The sequence below is a fragment of the Pseudomonas graminis genome, assembly GCF_001705435.1.
GTDB classification, from domain to species: Bacteria; Pseudomonadota; Gammaproteobacteria; order Pseudomonadales; family Pseudomonadaceae; genus Aquipseudomonas; species Aquipseudomonas graminis_B.
In genome coordinates this window covers 96,407-113,432 of the sequence record NZ_MDEN01000053.1, presented here as the reverse complement: position 1 = coordinate 113,432, position 17,026 = coordinate 96,407, and the positions used below count along the sequence as shown (strand labels likewise).

16 protein-coding genes and 1 pseudogene are annotated in these 17,026 nt (G+C 63.5%); 9 read left to right on the top strand and 8 right to left on the bottom strand.

What is annotated here, in order from left to right; all coding sequences use genetic code 11:
• Positions 1-2 precede the first annotated feature (2 nt).
• Positions 3-2,504 (bottom strand): phosphoketolase family protein, encoded by a 2,502-nt coding sequence (locus BBI10_RS04455; protein ID WP_065987154.1) that lies wholly within the window; start codon positions 2,502-2,504, stop codon positions 3-5.
• Between the two features lie 59 nt (positions 2,505-2,563).
• A complete protein-coding gene (locus BBI10_RS04450) occupies positions 2,564-3,766 on the bottom strand; it encodes an acetate/propionate family kinase (protein ID WP_065987153.1) in 1,203 nt (400 codons plus the stop codon).
• Positions 3,767-3,975: 209 nt separating this feature from the next.
• Between BBI10_RS04450 and BBI10_RS04445 the strand changes: the two are divergent.
• Both BBI10_RS04445 and BBI10_RS04440 read left to right on the top strand, forming a co-directional pair.
• A pseudogene (locus BBI10_RS04445) lies at positions 3,976-4,729 on the top strand (helix-turn-helix domain-containing protein).
• A gap of 14 nt (positions 4,730-4,743) precedes the next feature.
• Complete coding sequence (locus tag BBI10_RS04440) at positions 4,744-5,175, top strand: potassium channel family protein (RefSeq protein WP_065987152.1); 432 nt, start codon at positions 4,744-4,746, stop codon at positions 5,173-5,175.
• A 187-nt stretch (positions 5,176-5,362) separates the two neighbouring features.
• Here the strand turns inward: BBI10_RS04440 and BBI10_RS04435 are convergent, their stop codons facing one another.
• The 4 genes from BBI10_RS04435 to BBI10_RS04420 form a co-directional block, all read right to left on the bottom strand.
• On the bottom strand, positions 5,363-6,148 hold the full coding sequence (locus tag BBI10_RS04435; RefSeq protein ID WP_065987149.1) for a sulfite exporter TauE/SafE family protein: 786 nt from the start codon (positions 6,146-6,148) through the stop codon (positions 5,363-5,365).
• Positions 6,149-6,294: 146 nt separating this feature from the next.
• Complete coding sequence (locus BBI10_RS04430; protein ID WP_065987148.1) at positions 6,295-6,798, bottom strand: cupin domain-containing protein; 504 nt, start codon at positions 6,796-6,798, stop codon at positions 6,295-6,297.
• Between the two features lie 71 nt (positions 6,799-6,869).
• Positions 6,870-7,634: a trans-aconitate 2-methyltransferase gene (gene tam, locus BBI10_RS04425; protein ID WP_065987146.1), complete on the bottom strand. Its 765-nt coding sequence runs from the start codon at positions 7,632-7,634 to the stop codon at positions 6,870-6,872.
• Between the two features lie 116 nt (positions 7,635-7,750).
• Positions 7,751-8,836 (bottom strand): glycoside hydrolase family 3 N-terminal domain-containing protein, encoded by a 1,086-nt coding sequence (locus tag BBI10_RS04420; RefSeq protein ID WP_065987141.1) that lies wholly within the window; start codon positions 8,834-8,836, stop codon positions 7,751-7,753.
• A 300-nt stretch (positions 8,837-9,136) separates the two neighbouring features.
• Between BBI10_RS04420 and BBI10_RS04415 the strand changes: the two genes are divergently transcribed.
• The 4 genes from BBI10_RS04415 to BBI10_RS04400 all read left to right on the top strand — a co-directional run bounded on the left by BBI10_RS04415 (position 9,137) and on the right by BBI10_RS04400 (position 12,605).
• Positions 9,137-9,484, top strand: a complete 348-nt coding sequence (locus tag BBI10_RS04415; protein ID WP_065987139.1) for a hypothetical protein — start codon at positions 9,137-9,139, stop codon at positions 9,482-9,484.
• Positions 9,485-9,703: 219 nt separating this feature from the next.
• Positions 9,704-10,267: a type 1 glutamine amidotransferase domain-containing protein gene (locus BBI10_RS04410; protein ID WP_065987214.1), complete on the top strand. Its 564-nt coding sequence runs from the start codon at positions 9,704-9,706 to the stop codon at positions 10,265-10,267.
• Between the two features lie 210 nt (positions 10,268-10,477).
• Positions 10,478-11,143 (top strand): glycosyltransferase, encoded by a 666-nt coding sequence (locus tag BBI10_RS04405; protein ID WP_065987137.1) that lies wholly within the window; start codon positions 10,478-10,480, stop codon positions 11,141-11,143.
• Between the two features lie 172 nt (positions 11,144-11,315).
• Positions 11,316-12,605, top strand: coding sequence for an Nramp family divalent metal transporter (locus BBI10_RS04400; protein WP_208600732.1), 1,290 nt, complete (start codon positions 11,316-11,318; stop codon positions 12,603-12,605).
• Between the two features lie 491 nt (positions 12,606-13,096).
• Here BBI10_RS04400 and BBI10_RS04395 read toward each other — a convergent pair whose 3' ends face one another.
• Complete coding sequence (locus BBI10_RS04395; RefSeq protein ID WP_065987133.1) at positions 13,097-13,588, bottom strand: copper chaperone PCu(A)C; 492 nt, start codon at positions 13,586-13,588, stop codon at positions 13,097-13,099.
• Positions 13,588-14,196: an SCO family protein gene (locus tag BBI10_RS04390; protein ID WP_065987131.1), complete on the bottom strand. Its 609-nt coding sequence runs from the start codon at positions 14,194-14,196 to the stop codon at positions 13,588-13,590. The genes BBI10_RS04395 and BBI10_RS04390 overlap by 1 nt, the downstream gene beginning before the upstream one ends.
• 435 nt (positions 14,197-14,631) lie before the next feature.
• Between BBI10_RS04390 and BBI10_RS04385 the strand changes: the two genes are divergently transcribed.
• Genes BBI10_RS04385 through BBI10_RS04375 form a run of 3 tightly spaced genes read left to right on the top strand, consistent with a single transcriptional unit; the run spans position 14,632 to position 17,017 of the window.
• Positions 14,632-15,663, top strand: coding sequence for an acyl-CoA dehydrogenase family protein (locus tag BBI10_RS04385; RefSeq protein ID WP_065987129.1), 1,032 nt, complete (start codon positions 14,632-14,634; stop codon positions 15,661-15,663).
• Positions 15,660-16,421 carry a PIG-L deacetylase family protein gene (locus BBI10_RS04380; protein ID WP_065987128.1) on the top strand — a complete coding sequence of 254 codons (762 nt, stop codon included), beginning with the start codon at positions 15,660-15,662 and terminating at the stop codon, positions 16,419-16,421. The genes BBI10_RS04385 and BBI10_RS04380 overlap by 4 nt, the downstream gene beginning before the upstream one ends.
• On the top strand, positions 16,418-17,017 hold the full coding sequence (locus tag BBI10_RS04375) for a class I SAM-dependent methyltransferase (RefSeq protein ID WP_065987127.1): 600 nt from the start codon (positions 16,418-16,420) through the stop codon (positions 17,015-17,017). Before BBI10_RS04380 ends, BBI10_RS04375 begins: the two co-directional genes overlap by 4 nt.
• The last annotated feature ends 9 nt before the right edge of the window (positions 17,018-17,026 follow it).

The following is a 17,026-nucleotide window of genomic DNA, read 5'->3' as shown; positions in this document are numbered from 1 at the left end:
GATCACGCGTCCGTGAAGGTCTGCCCGCGGACATGCCCCTTGGCCAGTGGCGGCGGTGCATCGGAGTCACTGAAATCATCCGTCCAGCGCCAGTTCCTGATCTCCGGCATGTCCTCGAAGTGCTCCCGAATCCAGGCATCGTGTTTGCGCAACTGGCTCTCGAAGAAGTGCACGGCGTCAAGGCTGTGGGCGCGCAGATGCGGGACGTGGCTCAAGGCGTCGATCGCCAGGTGATAACGGCTCATGCGGTTGAGCACCACCATGTCAAAAGGCGTGGTGGTGGTGCCTCGGTCGCTGAAGCCGCGCACATGAAAACGGGCTTCGTTGGCGCGGCCGTGGACCATCGAGTGAATGACCCAGGTCGAGCCATGAAAGGCGAACATCACCGGTGCGTCCCGGGTGAACAGCGCTTCGAACGAGGCGTGATCCATGCCATGGGGCCGATCCTCGGGGGCGCTCAAAATCCCGAGGTCGACCACGTTCACCAGCCTCACGCGGATGCCGGGCACATGCTTTTGCAGCAACCAGGCGGCCGCCACTGCCTCGGTGGTAGGCACATCCCCCGCACAACCGAGCACCACGTCCGGCGCCCCGTCATCGCTGCTGGCAAAGGACCAGATCGACGCGCCTTGGGAGCAGTGCCTGAGCGCCGCATCGAAGTCCAGCCACTGGAAATCCGGCTGCTTGCCACAGGTCACGACGTTCACGTAGTTGCGACTGCGCAGGCAGTGGTCGAAGACATTGACCAGGCAGTTGGAGTCCGGCGGGTAGTACACGCGAACCACATCCGAACGACGCTGCAGCACGTTGTCGACGAACCCCGTGGACTGATGACTGAAGCCATTGTGGTCGTTGCGCCAGGCGTGACTGCTGATCAGGATGTTGAGCGAAGCCAGCGGCCGGCGCCAGGCAAACTCACGGCTTTGCTGCAACCACTTGGCGTGTTGCGTGACCATGGAATCGACCACTTGGGCGAACGCTTCGTAGGTTGACCACATGCCGTGGCGCCCGGTGAGCAGGTACCCTTCGAGCCAGCCCTCGCACAGGTGCTCGCTTAGCACTTCCATCACACGCCCGTCGGAGGCCAGATGGTCGTCAATGTCCAGACACGGCCCGGCGGCCGTCCGGTTGCTCGCTTCGAACACCGCATTGAGCCGGTTGGAGTTGGTCTCGTCCGGCCCGAATACGCGGAAGTTGCGCGGGTTGTTGCGCATCACGTCGCGCAGGTACTCACCCAGCTTGCGCGGCGCTTCTGCAATCACCTGCCCCGGGCCAGGCACCTCAAGCCCGTATTCGGCAAAGTTCGGCAGGTCCAGCGCCACCAGCATGCGGCCACCGTTCACGTAAGGGATCGCACCCATGCGCAGCGCCGGTGGCGGTGTCAGGGCTTGAAGTCCTGGCGCCAGGCGCCCCTGTTCATCGAACAGCGTCTGGGGTTCGTAGCTGCGCATCCAGTCTTCCAGTTGCTGGAGGTGCTCGGGGTTGCCGATGACGTTGGCGAGTGGAACCTGATGGGCGCGGAACGTGCCCTCGACCGGCAGCCCGTCGACGACCTTGGGGCCGGTCCAGCCTTTGGGGCTGCGCAGAATAATCATGGGCCATCGCGCGCGTACGGCTCCGCCGCCCTCTCTGGCAGCGGCCTGGATCTCACAGATGATGTCGTCACAGCGATTGAGCGCGGCGGCGAAGCGCTGGTGCATGCCCGGCAGGTCATCGCCCGCGACGATAATCGGCTGATAACCCCGGCCTCGGTAAAGCTCGAGCAGATCGTCGTCGGCAAGCCGTGCCTCGACCGTCGGCCCGGAAATCTTGTAGCCGTTGAGATGCAGAATCGGCAGCACTGCGCCGTCACGGCGGGGGTCGAGGAAGTGCACGCTTTTCCAGCTGCCTTCCAGCGGACAGGTTTCAGCCTCACCGTCGCCAATCACACAGGCCACCAGCAATGAAGGGTTGTCGAACACCGCGCCAAAGGCATGCATCAGCGAATAGCCCAGCTCGCCACCCTCGTGGAGGGAGTTAGGCGTATGCGGGCCGCAGTGGCTGGGAATGCCGCCGGGAGTGGAGAAACTGCGAAAGAAACGCAACATGCCGGCTTCATCTGCGGTGATGTCGGGGTGCACTTCGCTGTAGGTGCCTTCGAGCCAGGCGCAGGCGTTCATGGTCGGACCGCCATGGCCGGGCCCGGAAATAAAGAGGGTTTCAGTGCGTCGCTCGCTGATCAGCCGGTTCAGGTGCACGTAGATAAAGTTTTGCCCGACCGAGGTCCCCCAGTGCCCCAGCAGCCTGGGCTTGATGTGCTCGGCCAGCAGCGGTTCACGCAGCAGTGGGTTGGCCTTGAGATAGATCTGGCCGACGCACAGGTAATTCGCGGCGTTCCAGTAGTGGTGCAGGCGCGTGAGCAACTCGGGGGCCAGGGGGCCTGACGAGGTGTCGGGCTCCATCCAGGACCCGCGGCTGACGTGGGTTTCATCGACGCTGGAGAGTGACGGGTTGAAGCTGTACATGGCGACTCCACTGGGTGCGATACGCAAAAGGTGTGGCGCGCAAATGCGCACTGGTCGATTCAGGCGCCGCTGTGCAACAGCTTGAGGGCGTGGCGGGCGATAACAGCGTTTTCGTCGGTCGGGAGGGTCCAGGCGCAAACCTTGCTGTCGGGCAGCGACAGGCAGGCGCCTTGTGGCGTGTTGGGTGAGGACGGGTGCTGCAGGCCAAGCCATGCGCAGCCGTCAAGAATCGCGTTGCGAACCGGCGCCGAGTTTTCGCCGATGCCGCCGGTCAGGATCAGCGCATCGAGGCCGCCAAGGACCGCCGTCATGGCGCCGATATCTCGCACGACGCTGCGCACGAATAACGCGATTGCTTGTGCTGCCGCTGGTGCGGTGCTGTCAGCCAGTTCGCGCATGTCACTGGCGATACCACCGGAAACGCCCAATAAACCGCACTGGTGATAGAGCAGGTCTTCGAGGGCTTCGGCGTCCATGCCGCGCTCGCGCATCAGGTACAGCAACACGCCGGGGTCGAGCCGACCGGGACGCGTGCCCATCAACAAACCGTCCAGCGTGCTGAAGCCCATCGTCGTGGCCCGACTGACCCGGTTATGCAGGGCGCACAGGCTGGCCCCGTTGCCCAGGTGCGCCACAATCGTGCGGCCCTTCGCTGCGCGCTCATCGTATTCGGGAAGGACACCGGCAATGTATTCGTAGGACAGCCCGTGAAAACCGTAGCGACGCAGGCCCTGTTCGGTCATGGCGCGGGGCAGCCCGAATGAGGTCTCCAGCGGATCGAGGGTGTGGTGGAAGGCCGTGTCGAAGCAGGCATATTGCGCCAGGCCGCCGTGCTCGCGCGCCAAATAGTGAATCGGCGCCAGGCACCGCGGCTGATGCAGGGGTGCCATGGGAATGAGCGCCTGCAGCTCGCCCATGAGGGCCGGATCCACTCGGGCGCCCGTGACCATGCGATCGCCGCCGTGAACCACCCGATGGGCCGCCGCACAGAGGTGCCCTTCGGTGTGTTGCTCTATCCAGCCCATCATGTTCCGCAACGTGCCGCTATCCGCCGGGCCGTCGGTGCGTGGCCATTGCGCGTTTTGCCGGGTTCCGTCGGCGTGGCGGAAGATCAGGCGCTCGGTGTCCCGGTGTACCTCGAAACTGCCGTGACCCAGGCAGGGGTCTTGCGCAGGGGCATCGGTGGCGTCGTAAAGGGAAAACTTGACGCTGGAAGAACCTACGTTCAGCACCAGCAGTGACGGGCGCGAATGATCAGTCATGGGGCAGCCTCATGAGCCTCCCATGATCGCGATGGGTTGGGCGGTGGCTGAAGTGAATCAACCGACCGCCAGTGTGCGCGCCTGAAGTGGCCCGGTATTGATCTGGATCAAGAAGGTCGGAGTCAGCCCTCCCCGCTCATCCACCTCCACAATGGCCGCTGTCACTGTGCAGCGCAGGCGCCTATGCTGGGTCACTCAAGGAGATGCACATGACCGCCCATCTGGCTGCCGTTCCCGGCTCGTTCCTCAACGCAGAGTGCGCGTTCTTCAACGTCGGCGAGCTCTGCCTGTCCCTTGGGATGAGCGTGCATGACACCGATCGCTTGTCCACTATCATCCCGCAACGGCTGAAGATCAAAAAAGGCGCGGTGCTGTACCGCGCCGGTGATCCCCTGCGCTCACTCTATGTGGTGCGCTCGGGCTATTTCAAAACGACCATTACGTCCCGGGATGGGCGTGAGCGGCTGATCGGGTTCCCCATGTGCGGAGAGCTGCTGGGCTGCGATGCGATGCGATCAGCAATGATCGTCATGAATGCGACGCCATGGCCCTGGAGGACAGCGAAGTCTGTCCCATCCACTTCAGTCAGCTGGAGCGGCTGGCGCGCGAGTTGCCTTCGCTGCAGCGCAACCTCAACCGGGCGCTCAGCCTGGAGATCGTGCGGGACCACGAGATGCTGCTGATGATGGGTCAGCTCAATGCCGAGGAACGCATGGCCGCCTTTTTGCTCGATCTTTCCTGCCGCATGGCGAACCGGGCTACTCCGGCACTGCCTTTGTGTTGCGCATGAGCCGGGAGGACATCGGCGGTTATCTGGGCATGCGCCTGGAGACGATCTGCCGCGCCATCGACTCGCTGCGCAGTCAGGGAATCGTCAGTGTCTCGGGGCGCGCGGTGGAAATCCTCGACCTCGAACGGCTGCGCACCCTCATCACCGGCGGCGAAGGCCCCATGACGCTTTGATTGGGGAGAGCGCCATGTTTGCGGTCACGCTCATCAACATCGTGATCATCACCACAGCGGTGATGGTGCATTACGAATGCCTGATTCGCCTCAACCAGCTCATGCCGAGGTTAGGACTGCAGCACCGTTTCCGGGTGGTCATCGGCGTGCTGGGTGCGCTGGTCGCTCACGCGGTGGAGGTGTGGATCTTTGCCTTGGGCTACTACCTGATGAACCGGTCTGATTCATTGGGAAGTCTGACCGGAAACTTCGACGGCAGCTTCATGGATTCGGTCTACTTCTCGTTCACCACCTACACCACCATCGGCTTTGGCGACATCACGCCCAACGGACACCTGAAATACCTGACGGGTCTGGAGGCGTTGACGGGGCTGGTGCTGATTACATGGACCGCGTCGTTTCTGTTCATCGAGATGCAGCGTTATTGGGGCGCGGAGAAGGAGTGAGCTCAGGCGTGGGGGCGCCGGCCTGGCGTGCAGCGAACACATACCCTGCGGCAGTGAGCGTGCTCACGAAGACGGCATCCCGGCCGCTGAAGGGCTGGCGGATGTTCCCAATCCTTCGCGAGCAAGGTCGAGCGCCAACCCGGTCGCGTCCACACGTGGCAGCGCAGCAGGTACGTCTACCCCGCGTTCAGAACGCCAACTTGTAGCCGATCGCCAACAGCATCAGCGCCAGACACGGACGCAGGACGGCGTCGGGGATGCGACCGGTCAGGTGGCTGCCGATGTAGATGCCCGGCAGCGAGCCCATCAGCAGGTAACCCAACATTGACCAATTCATGTTGCCCATGCTGGCGTGACCGATGCCGGCGATGAGGGTCAGGGGGACGGCGTGGGCGATTTCGGTGCCGACCAGGCGACGGGTCTCGAGGAAGGGATAAAGCAGAAACAGCGCCACAGTGCCGAGCGCGCCAGCGCCAATGGACGTGAGCGCGACCATGGTGCCAAGGATGACGCCGGTCAGCACCGTCAGCCCGTTCAGGTTTCGGGTGCTGAGGCGGTAGCGATCACCCGCGTGGCGCTGGGCGAATGCCAGCAGACGCTTCTTGAAAAAGATCGCCAGGGCGGTCAATAGCAGCACCACGCCCAGCGCCTGTTTGATCACCGAATTCATCGCGTCCGGCGCCGTGTGCAGGCTGCTCAAAAACCACAGCGTCAGCCCGGCGGCCGGCACGCTGCCCAGGGTCAGCCAGCCGGTAATGCCCCAGTCGATGTTGTCGTTCTTTTTGTGAACCAGCACGCCACCGCTTTTGGTGATGGCGGCGTACAGCAGGTCGGTGCCCACCGCCGTGGCGGGGTTAATGCCGAACCACAGCAGGATCGGGGTCATCAGCGATCCACCGCCCACCCCCGTCATGCCGACGATAAAACCGACCACCAGCCCTGCGACGACGAAACCTGCGTTGCCAAAATCCATTGCTCTGCCTGACTGCACATTTGAAAGCCGGCGGGCAGAATAGCGATTTTTGCTCTAAGCACCGCTGCTTTTCTTATATCGAGCCTAGATCGAGACGTTCTATGGTTATAACCGAATGAATCATGGGCGAATTTCCGAGCCGTGAATCAAGGCTCGCCTTCCCAGTAATCCAGCGTGGCATCAGGTCGCTGCACGGCTGCAAACGCGCGTGCCCCATTGAGGGTGACCATCGCCTGATACTTGCCGGAGTCCGGGTATTCGCACACTTCGGGCGTCTCCCGCGTGCTGATGGACAAATACTTCAGCGGCGCATCAGAGGTGTTGATGATCTGATGGGGGTACTCCGGACCGGGCGGGATGAAGATCACATCGCCGCTGCGGATCGGCAGCATTTCACCCGCAACACGCAACGTGCCCTGCCCGTCCAGAATGACGAACATCTCTTCCTGAGCGTAGTGAAAGTGATAAGGGCACGAGCGCTTGCCCGGCGCGACAATGTCCACCGAGGCACCCAGCTTTTGCGCGGCGGTGTCGGTGCCCAGGCGAGCGGCGTGGCTCTCGTACAGCGGGTCGCGGCGCTCGTGCTGCAGCGGCACATCGTTGAAATTGCGAATCAGGCGCGCGGCCAGTTCGGCGGGGTCGTTGCTCATGCTCACTCCATCAGAAAACGGGGGTATCGATCACGGCTTGCAACACAGGGGCTTAACGCGAGCCGCACGCTTTAACGTGTCGCCACGATGAACAGGCGCGGGAACGGCAACAGCACCGTGCCGTCGTCCTGCGCTGGGTAGGCCTGACTGATCGCCTGCAGGTACGCATCGAGAAACGCCTGCTGACCCGCTTCGTCCAGCTTTTGCAGATAGGGCCGCAGCGCCGAGCCTTTGAACCACTCGACCACCGCCCCATGCCCACCGGCGAGGGGATGGTGATACGTGGTGCGCCAGACATCGACCTCGGCGCAATGCGCCCTCAGCAGCTCGAAGTAATAGGCGGCGGGGTGTCGATCCGGGTGCTTGACGTCGCCGATCCTGTCGGCCCACTGCGCACTCGCGGCGATCTCCCGCGCCAGACGATGGGCCGGCTCCTCAAGGTTGTCCGGCGTCTGCACCGCCAGCACACCGCCTGGATTGAGCAGGCTGACCAGCCGTGGATACAGCGACGCGTGGTCAGGCACCCATTGCAGCGAGGCGTTGGCGAGGATTACTTCGTAGGTGTGCGCCGGATTCCAGTTGCCGATGTCCGCCCGCTCGAATGCGATGTCCGGCAGCCGCTGACGGGCGTCGCGGAGCATGTCGTCGGAACTGTCGAGCCCGGTCACCGTGGCCTCCGGAAAGCGCTCGGCCAGCACTTCGGTTGAGTTGCCGGGACCGCAGCCGAGGTCGACGGCGGTGCGCGTCGAGGTCAGGGGAATGGCGGCGACGAGGTCGCGTACCGGTCGGGTGCGTTGCTGCTCGAACAGGGAGTACTGCGTGGCGGACCAGCTCATCGGGCTTTCCTTCTGAGTGTACGGAGTGGCCGAGAGTAGAACGCCCGGGCCGGGAGCACAAACGGGGTGAGGGGCAAGCGATAAGCTGCAAGTGGTTGGCAGCGAGCAGCGGCTGTTCAGATCATGACGCGTCGGGTGAGATGACCGCCTGAGACCGGGTAGGAGACGTACAGGCCTGAATCCACCTGGGCTCGGGAGGCGTGGGCTTGGGCGCGAACTGTGTGCGCGGCTGCAAGCAGGGTTTGCGCATCCAGCCCCCCGTTGATTACTGCATCGACGATGGCGCGCGCGATGTCGTCAAGCCCCGCTTCCGCCGACAGGAGCAACAGGTGCGCGCCGGCGTTCAGCGCCGCTACGGCGGTGTCGGCGATGCTGTTGCCGCGCAGGATAGAAACGGCGTCGAGATCGTCGGACACGATCAGTCCCCCGAACCCCAGTGCATCGCGCAGCAGGCCGATCACCGCCGCCGAGGTGCTGGCCGACCGGTGCGGGTCCAGCGCCGGGAACACGGCCGGCCCGGGCATGATCGCGCCGACGCCTGCCGCAATCACCTGCCGGAACACGTCCAGCCCGTCGCTGAGGGCAGCGGCGTCATCAGGGACGAAAGCCCGCTCCACCGCCGGGTCCTGCTCGACCTGGTAGTGACCGGGAAAATGCTTGGCCGTGGCAATCACGCCCGCGCGTTGCACACCGCGGATGAAGGCGCAGGCAATGCGCGCCACTTCAGCAGGGTCGGCGCCGAGGTGGCGCTGGTGCAGCCAGGGATTCGCCCCGGTGACCACGTCAACAATCGGCGCCAGGAACAGATTGACGCCCATGACCCGGGCCGAGCTGGCCATTTCATAGCAGCGCGACTCGATGTCTCTTGTACTCATGTGGGTCAGTTCGGCGGAAGCCGGCATACCGGGCACCAGACCGTGCAGGCGCTGGATGCCGCCCAGTTCCTGATCGACGGCGATCAGCACCGGCGCCGCCGCACACACCGCCGCCTCCCTGGCGATCGCGGAAAATTGCCCGTCGGTTTCTTCCCGGCGACGCTCGAAGCTCATGCTGCGCGCCAGGTATTCGTCGCGGGTCTCCCCCAGCAGCACCGACACGCCGCCGGCGTGCAGATGCCGGCGCACGGGTTCATCCAGCGCGAGTCCGGCGATCGCCGGCATCAAGACTGACCGTGCAGCCCGTTGCAGTTCATCGTGTGACATGTGCTCTCCGTCGATCAGGCAGTAACGAACGAGCTCACGTTTTCTTAATGCTCGTTTCCGCTCACTCTATTCATAGAACGAGCAACATGCAAACATAGCGAGCACAAAGCAGCGCACGGCTGAGTGAAGCCACTCATCAGAATGAATGACCCGCTGGCTCGACGGCGTCTGGGCAACGGAGGCTTGAGCAGGGGGTAAAAAATTTCAGGGCGTGCGCTTTTCATTTGCACGGTTGCTGGTCAACATAGGCGCCCATCGACCCTGCCGAATGGGTTCCGTTTTCTTATTCAGGATGAATTGATGCGCCGTTTATTTCCGTACTCGTTACTGGGTTGCACCCTGGCCGCGGTGCTGGCGGGTTGCAGTTCAACGCCGAACAACCCGTCGTTCAATTTCGACACCGCCAAGACGCCGTCTGACTACGCCAAGTGCATCTACCCCAAGTGGCAGCAGATCAAGCCCGGCACGACCATGACCGAGAGCAAGGGTCACTACAAACTGCTGATCTCCGGCAAGATCGCCTCCGATGAAATCCTCGAGGTCTACAAAGGCAATCCCAACACCCGGGTCTTCCTGTATCAGCGCGCGCCGTTGTCGTCGGCTTTCGGCCGCAATGCCCTGGAAACCGCAGTCCGCGATTGCCTGTGATGATGGAGGGGATCGTGGTGCGCCGTTTCGTCGCACGGCACTGCTCGCCGCACCCGAGATCCGGGTGCGCGGCCTGAAACACTGATAACCGCCCCGGTACCCTTCAGTGCAATCGGGCTGAACTTTTGCTTTTGCGCCTTCCTCTGAACGTGACACCGCTTGCCAATGGCAAGCGCCGTTTTCAACTTCAGCACTTATATTTCAGAGGAAAGCGAAAGCATGAGCAATCAACTGAACGGCAAGAAGGTTTTGATCATCACGTCCAACACCGGCATCGAGCGCGACGAGCTGCTAAAGCCGCTGGAAGCGTTGAAGGGTCAAGGTGCTGCGGTCACCCACGCCTCGATTGAAGGCGGCACTGCGCAACTGTTCCTGAACGACACCGACAAGGACGCCGTCGTCACCTCCGACGCCAAGCTCGCCGGCTTGTCTGCTGCTGACTTCGATGCGCTGGTCATTCCTGGCGGCACGGTCAACGCCGACACCCTGCGCCAGGACAGCGATGCACAGAAGCTGGTCAAAGCGTTCGCCGACGCCGGCAAGACCGTCGCGTCGATCTGCCACGGCCCTTGGCTGCTGATCGATGCCGGCGTGATCGAAGGCAAAACCCTGACCTCCTACCCAAGCGTGCGCACTGACCTGGTCAATGCTGGCGCGGCCAACTGGGTCGATGCCGAGGTCAAGGAATGCCCGGCCAATGGCTGGACCCTGATCACTTCCCGCACACCCGACGATCTGCCGGCGTTCAACGAGGCCATCGCCAAGGCGCTGCTGGCGGGCTGAAGCCAGATGGGCAGGCTGTAAAGTCTCGCCGCACGTAGAGCCATCGACGCCGCTGATCAGCGGCGTCGCTGCGTCTGGGACATGCCTTAACCCCGTGATAAGCGAGGCGATGGTCCTGCTAAACGAAAATACTTGAAACCAAATTTCCATCACTTCGGTCGACATCGAAGGACGCCGCGATCAGCGCAGGTGCCGCGACGAGACACTTCGATGATTGGAATCATTGTCCCCGCACACAACGAAGAAGACTTCCTGGACGACTGCATCAAGTCCCTGATCGCCGCTTCTGTCCACGAAGACCTCCACGGCGAGCCCGTGGAAATCCTCATCATGCTGGATGACTGCTCCGATGCCTCGGCCCGCGTCGCGGCCGTACACGGCATCACCACCCACGTGTGCACCTACCGCAATGTCGGCATGACCCGCGCAGAAGGCGCGCGGCTGATGCTCGAACGCGGCGCCCGCTGGCTGGCGTTCACCGATGCCGACAGCGTCGTGCCCTACGCCTGGCTGGCGCATCAGGTCAGCCTGGAGGTGGACGCGGTGTGCGGCATCGTCGAGGTCGACGACTGGTCCGGGCATCCCGAGCATGTGCGCCAGCGCTATGATTCGCTGTACCGGCCAGTAGATGATCATCGGCACATCCACGGCGCGAACCTGGGCGTCAGCGCGAGTGCCTATCAGCGTGCCGGCGGCTTCAAGGCGCTGGCTGCCCACGAAGACGTGCACCTGGTCGCCGATCTGCAACGCATCGGCGCGTCGATCGCGTGGATTTCCGCGAACAGCGTCACCACCAGCGCACGAAAAGACTACCGGTGCAAAGAAGGCTTTGGGGATTATCTAAACTCACTGGCAGCGACGTCGCTGTCCAGCTGAGTCCCTCCGTCGGGCAGCACCACGGCGGGCCTGCGGGTAGATGGTAACCACGCGCTGACACCGGGCGGCAGGGCCAGCGTTCCGCGCCTTTCCGACCCCTCTGATCATTCAATATTCAACGCCGGGACTTTCCATGCCGCCCATCGATCACCCTGCCCGCCCCGGCGACGACATGCTCGGCGGGGGCATGCCCAGCGCCAGTGTCGCGGTGCCCAAGACCGGGAACTGGTTCAAGCGGCTCCTCGCGTTCACCGGCCCCGGCTATATGGTCGCCGTGGGCTACATGGACCCGGGCAACTGGGCCACCGACATCGCCGGCGGGTCGAAATTTGGTTACCTGCTGCTGTCGGTCATTCTGCTGTCGAACCTGATGGCCATCGTCCTGCAAGCGCTGTCGGCACGGCTGGGCATCGTCACCGGATGGGACCTGGCGCGGGCCTGCCGCGAACGGTGCAGCCGACCGGTGTGCATCGGGCTGTGGATTGCCTGCGAGATCGCGATCATCGCCTGCGATCTGGCCGAAGTGATCGGCACTGCCATCGCGCTGAACCTGCTGTTCGGCATTCCACTGATCTGGGGCGCGGTGATCTCGGCGGTCGACGTGTTTCTGATTTTTCTGCTGATGGGCCGCGGGTTCCGCGCGCTTGAGGCGTTCGTGATCGCGCTGCTGCTGGTCATCTTCGGCTGCTTCGCGATCCAGATGGTGCTGGCCCAGCCTGATCTGGCGGAGCTGTTTGCCGGCTTCATCCCCAAGGCCGAGGTGGTGACCAATCCCGAGGCGCTGTACCTGGCGATCGGCATCATTGGCGCCACGGTGATGCCGCACAACCTGTACCTGCACTCCTCCATCGTGCAGACCCGCGCCTACCCGCGCACGGATGAGGGCCGACGCATCGGCCTGCGATGGGCGGTGACCGACAGCACCATCGCGCTGACGCTGGCGCTGTTCGTCAATGCGGCGATTCTGATCACCGCGGCGACGGTGTTTCACAAGGCCGGCAAAACGGACGTGGTGGAAATCGAGCAGGCCTACCATTTGCTTTCGCCGATGCTGGGGGTGGGCATGGCGTCGATGCTGTTCGGTGTGGCGTTGCTGGCGTCGGGGATCAATTCCACCGTCACGGCGACCTTGGCCGGGCAAATCGTCATGGAGGGTTTTCTGCGCCTGCGCCTGCCCGGCTGGATCCGTCGCCTGCTGACGCGGGGGCTGGCGATCATTCCGGTGATTGTGGTGACGAGTATTTACGGCGCCCAGGGCACCGCCAAATTGCTGGTGCTGAGTCAGGTCATCCTGTCGATGCAACTGCCCTTCGCCATCGTGCCACTGGTGCGCTTCGTGTCCGACCGCAAGCTGATGGGCGATTTCGTGACCGGGCCGATCCTGACCGCCCTGGCCTGGGGCATCGTGCTGTTGATCATCGTGCTGAACGGGGTGTTGCTGGTGGGGGCGTTCGGGGATTGATTCCTGTCCGCCAAGACAGCGCATTTAATTTGTGTGATCGGCTTTACCTTGGGATACGTCGGGTTGAACGACATCACTTCTGCGGTGTGGCTGCCGGCGCTTTCCCGGCTGAAGCCGGTCCTACGAAGGTACGTGGTGCCTTTGTGGGACTGGTTTTAGCAGGTCCCACAGTGAATACACGGTGCCTTTGTGGGACTGGCTTTAGCCGGGAAGACGGCGGTTTGAACACCATCAGTTTTGCGGTGTGGCTGCTGGCGCTTTCCCGGCTGAAGCCGGTCCTACGAGGGTACGTGGTGGCTTTGTGGGACTGGTTCTAGCAGGTCCCACAGTGAATACGCGGTGTCTTTGTGGGACTGGCTTTAGCCGGGAAGACGTCGGTTTGAACGACACCACTTCTCCGGTGTGCTCCCGACCTGAACACCATCAATTCTGCGGTATGGCCGCCGGCGCTTTCCCGGGTGAAGCCGGTCCTACCGGATACGCGATCCCACTTAATGGGTCATGCCGTGATCATGGCTCATGTCCATCGCGGCGCGGGCCGGGGCGCTTACGTTCAGCACTTCTGTCTCGCCTTTGGCGTTCTTCACGGTCAGGGTCAGCGGGACCTGATCGCCCTCTTTGATCTGGCCGTTCAGGCCCATGAGCATCACGTGGTAGCCATCCGGGTCCAGCGCCACGGTCTTGCCTGCCGGCAGCGGCACGGCGTCGACCGGGCCCATGCGCATGACGTCGTTGGTCATGCTCATCTCGTGGATCTGCACGTCTTTGGCCACTGGCGAGGTGACGCTGAGCAGCGTGCTGTCGGTGTCCGCGGTGATGCGCATGAACGCGCCTGACGAAGGCTGCCCGGCCACCGTCGCACGCACCCACGGATCCTCCACCCGCGTCTGGGCAACCGCACTCAGACTGACCCCGGCCAACAGGGCGACCCCCAACGTGCGCGAAACCAACGAGCGCGAGACAGCAGCAAACACAGTATTCATCAGCAGACTTCCATGACAGTGAGCAGGTCTTCCGCGCATTGCTTGGCGGAAAGCGAGGGTGACAGCCCCAGGCGCAGGTTGCCCCGGGAGTCGAAAACGAAGCTGGTGGCGGTGTGGGACATGGTGTAGGTGTTGCCCGCCGGGACCTTTTCGTAGAACACGCCGAATTCTTTGGCGACGTGGGCGGTTTCTTCCAGCGTGCCGCGCAGGGCGACGAACGTCGGATCAAACTGTTTGACGTAGGCGTCGAGGACCTGCGGCGTGTCGCGCTCGGGGTCGACGGTGATGAAGATCACCTGCAGCGTCTTGCCGTCCTCGCCCATCATCTTTCTGATCTGCGCAGCACGGGCCAGCGCGGTCGGGCACACCGCCGGGCATTGGGTGAAACCAAAAAACACCATCGGCATCAACCCACGATAACTCGACAGGGTTTTGACCTCACCGTCGGTGTCGGTCAGCTTGAACGTGCGGCCCATGATCTTGTTGCTCAGATCTTTGCCGTACTTGAAATCCAGCGCAGTGGTCGAACCGTCACAGCCGGCCAGCAAGCCCAGCCCCAACAGGCCCATGCCGGTGACCACCTGACGGCGGGTCAGAAACTCATTCATCTGGCGAACTCTCGAAAGCAGCGGCTGGCGCCAACGCCAACCCTTTTTTCGTCCACCTCGCGGCACCGCAGGCGTTATTGGCAGCCGCACTGCAGCGGCGAGGGACGAAGCGAAAAAAACAGGTGCCCGACAGTGTCGCGCAAAACCGGGCCGAATGCGTTACAAGCGGATTTTACCGACACCCCTCAACGGCGCTGCATGCCTTGACGCCCATGGGTTGAGAAACGCTCGCTGCGACAAAACCGCGCACCCGTTCACAAAACAGGGATCAGCGCGCTGGCGAAGCCGCCCGGCCGAACGCACGTGGCCCGGCTGGCCGAAGAAATGTTTGAACCCCTCCCCGCCTGCGCTGCCGAATTTCATCAGCAGGCCGCGCAACGGGCCAGGCAAACAGCCCGCGCAACTCGCGTCGGCGTCAACGGGACGGAGACAGTCATGCGGGACGATGCACAAGGACTTGAATCACTGCTGGCGGATTTCGCCCACCGTGACAACCCCCACGTGCCGGACGCACCCCTGCGTCACGCCATGCAACGCTGCCTCGACAGCGGGCTCGATCAATTGCCGTTGCCCGGCAGCGGTCGCACCCTCGAACGCTGGTGCCAATTGGCGACGGTGGCGGGCGTCGATCTGGCGCTGCTCAAACTCTACGAAGGCCACACCGACGCCCTCGCCATTCTGAATGAACTTAATTCAGCGCCTTTCGATGCACCCGGCATCTGGGGCGTATGGGCCGCTGAACCGCCCGACGCCAGGGTAGGCGTCAGCCAACGCCATGGCGACAAGGTGCGCCTCCACGGCCGCAAGGCCTGGTGCTCCGGCGCACAGCAACTGGATTACGCCCTGCTCACCGCCTGGGCCAGCGATGACGCGCCGCAACTGGTCGCCGTGGATCTGAAGCAGCCGGGCGTACGTTTCAGCAGCGAGACCTGGCAGGCCGTGGGCATGGCGGGCACCGCCAGCGGCGACGTGCACTTCGATGGCGCTGTCGGCATTTGCGTGGGCAACAGCGGGGACTATTTAACCCGGCCTGGGTTCTGGCAAGGCGGCGCCGGCATCGCTGCCGCCTGGTACGGCGCGGCAGCGGCGCTGGCGAAAAGCTTGCGCGCGCACCGACATCACGGACGGCCGGAACCCCACGCCGACGCTCATCTGGGCAGCGCGGATGCCGCGCTGTGCGGCGCGGCGGCTGCCTTGCGCGAGTGCGCCTCATGGATCGACGCGCATCCCCGGGACGACGCGAGCCTGCCGGTCCAGCGCTTACGTGCACAGGTCGAAATGGCGGTTGAGCAGGTGTGCCGGCATGTCGGCCGGGCGCTGGGCGCGACGCCTTTCTGCCGTGATCCGCACTTTGCGCGGCTGGCTGCCGACCTGCAGGTGTTTATCCGACAAAGCCATGCTGAGCGCGACCTGGCGCATCTGGGCCAGCGAATCGCTACGGGCGAAACCGAGGATTGGTCACTATGAACGAAGCGCAGCCTTTCGGCGTCACCGGCACCCCGTTGAGCGCCTGGCAGAACAGCGTGGCGTTGCGCAGTGTGCGCCCGATCACCCTGGAAGAACTGATTCCACCTGGCGCGCGCCTGATCGTGCTCGCGCCGCATCCCGACGACGAAGTACTGACCTGCGGCGGCGTGCTCGCGGCGATGGCCCAACGGCAGCACGATGTGCAACTGGTGGCTGTCACCGACGGCGAAGGCAGTCATCCGCACTCTCCGCTGTGGCCGGTACAGCGCCTGCGAACCGAGCGGCGCCGGGAAAGCGAACAGGCCGTCGCGCACCTGGGCCTGGACGTGTCGAGGCTGTCCTGGCAACGGCTCGGCATGGGCGATGGTCAGGTTGCCGGGCATGCCGAGTCGTTGATTGCCCTGCTCAGCGAAGACCTGCGTCCCTCGGATGTGTTGTTGACCACCTGGCGCCACGACGGCCACTGCGACCACGAAGCCGTCGGCCATTGTGCGGCTCAGGCGGTGGCCAACAGTGGCGCGACGCTGGTGGAGATGCCGGTGTGGGCCTGGCATTGGGCTGAACCGAACGACCCGCGCATCCCTTGGGAACAGGCCCGTAAATTCTGGCTCAGCGAGGAGCAACTGCGGCGCAAGCGCGAGGCCATCGGGGCGCATTTGAGCCAGCTGGAAAACGACCCGAGCACCGGCGCCCCTCCGGTGTTGACCCCTCAGACGCTGGAGCGTCTGCTGCAACCCTTCGAACTGGTGTTTCTGTGAGCATGACAGGTGAGTATTTTGAGACGTTGTTCGCCAACAGCGACGACCCCTGGGCCTTTCGTACGCGCTGGTACGAACACCGCAAACGCGACCTGACCCTCGCCGCTCTGCCGCGCCAGCGCTATGGGCGCATCTTCGAGCCGGGCTGCGCCAATGGCGAGCTGAGCCTGCGCCTGGCCGAACGCTGCGACGCGCTGCTGTGCATGGACCTCAGCCCCCGGGCTGTCACTCTGGCCCGAGACCGCTTGAGCGAACATGCCCATGTTCAGGTGCTGGAAGGCTGTTTGCCCCAGGACTGGCCGGCGGGAGAATTCGATCTGGTGGTGATCAGCGAATGGGCCTATTACCTGACGCCGGATGCCTTCGGCGAGATCATCGAGCGCATTCGCGAAAGCCTGGCGCCGGAGAGTGCGGTGCTAGCATGCCACTGGCTGCACCCCATCGAAGGCTGCCCGATGGAGGGCCGCGAGGTGCACCAGGTCCTGGCGCGGCACCTGGCCATGGAACGCACGCTGCATCACGCCGAGCGGGATTTCTTGCTGGAAACGTGGAGCAAGGACTCAGGCGGGATCGACCTCAACGAGGCCGTTCGCTGATCGCTGATC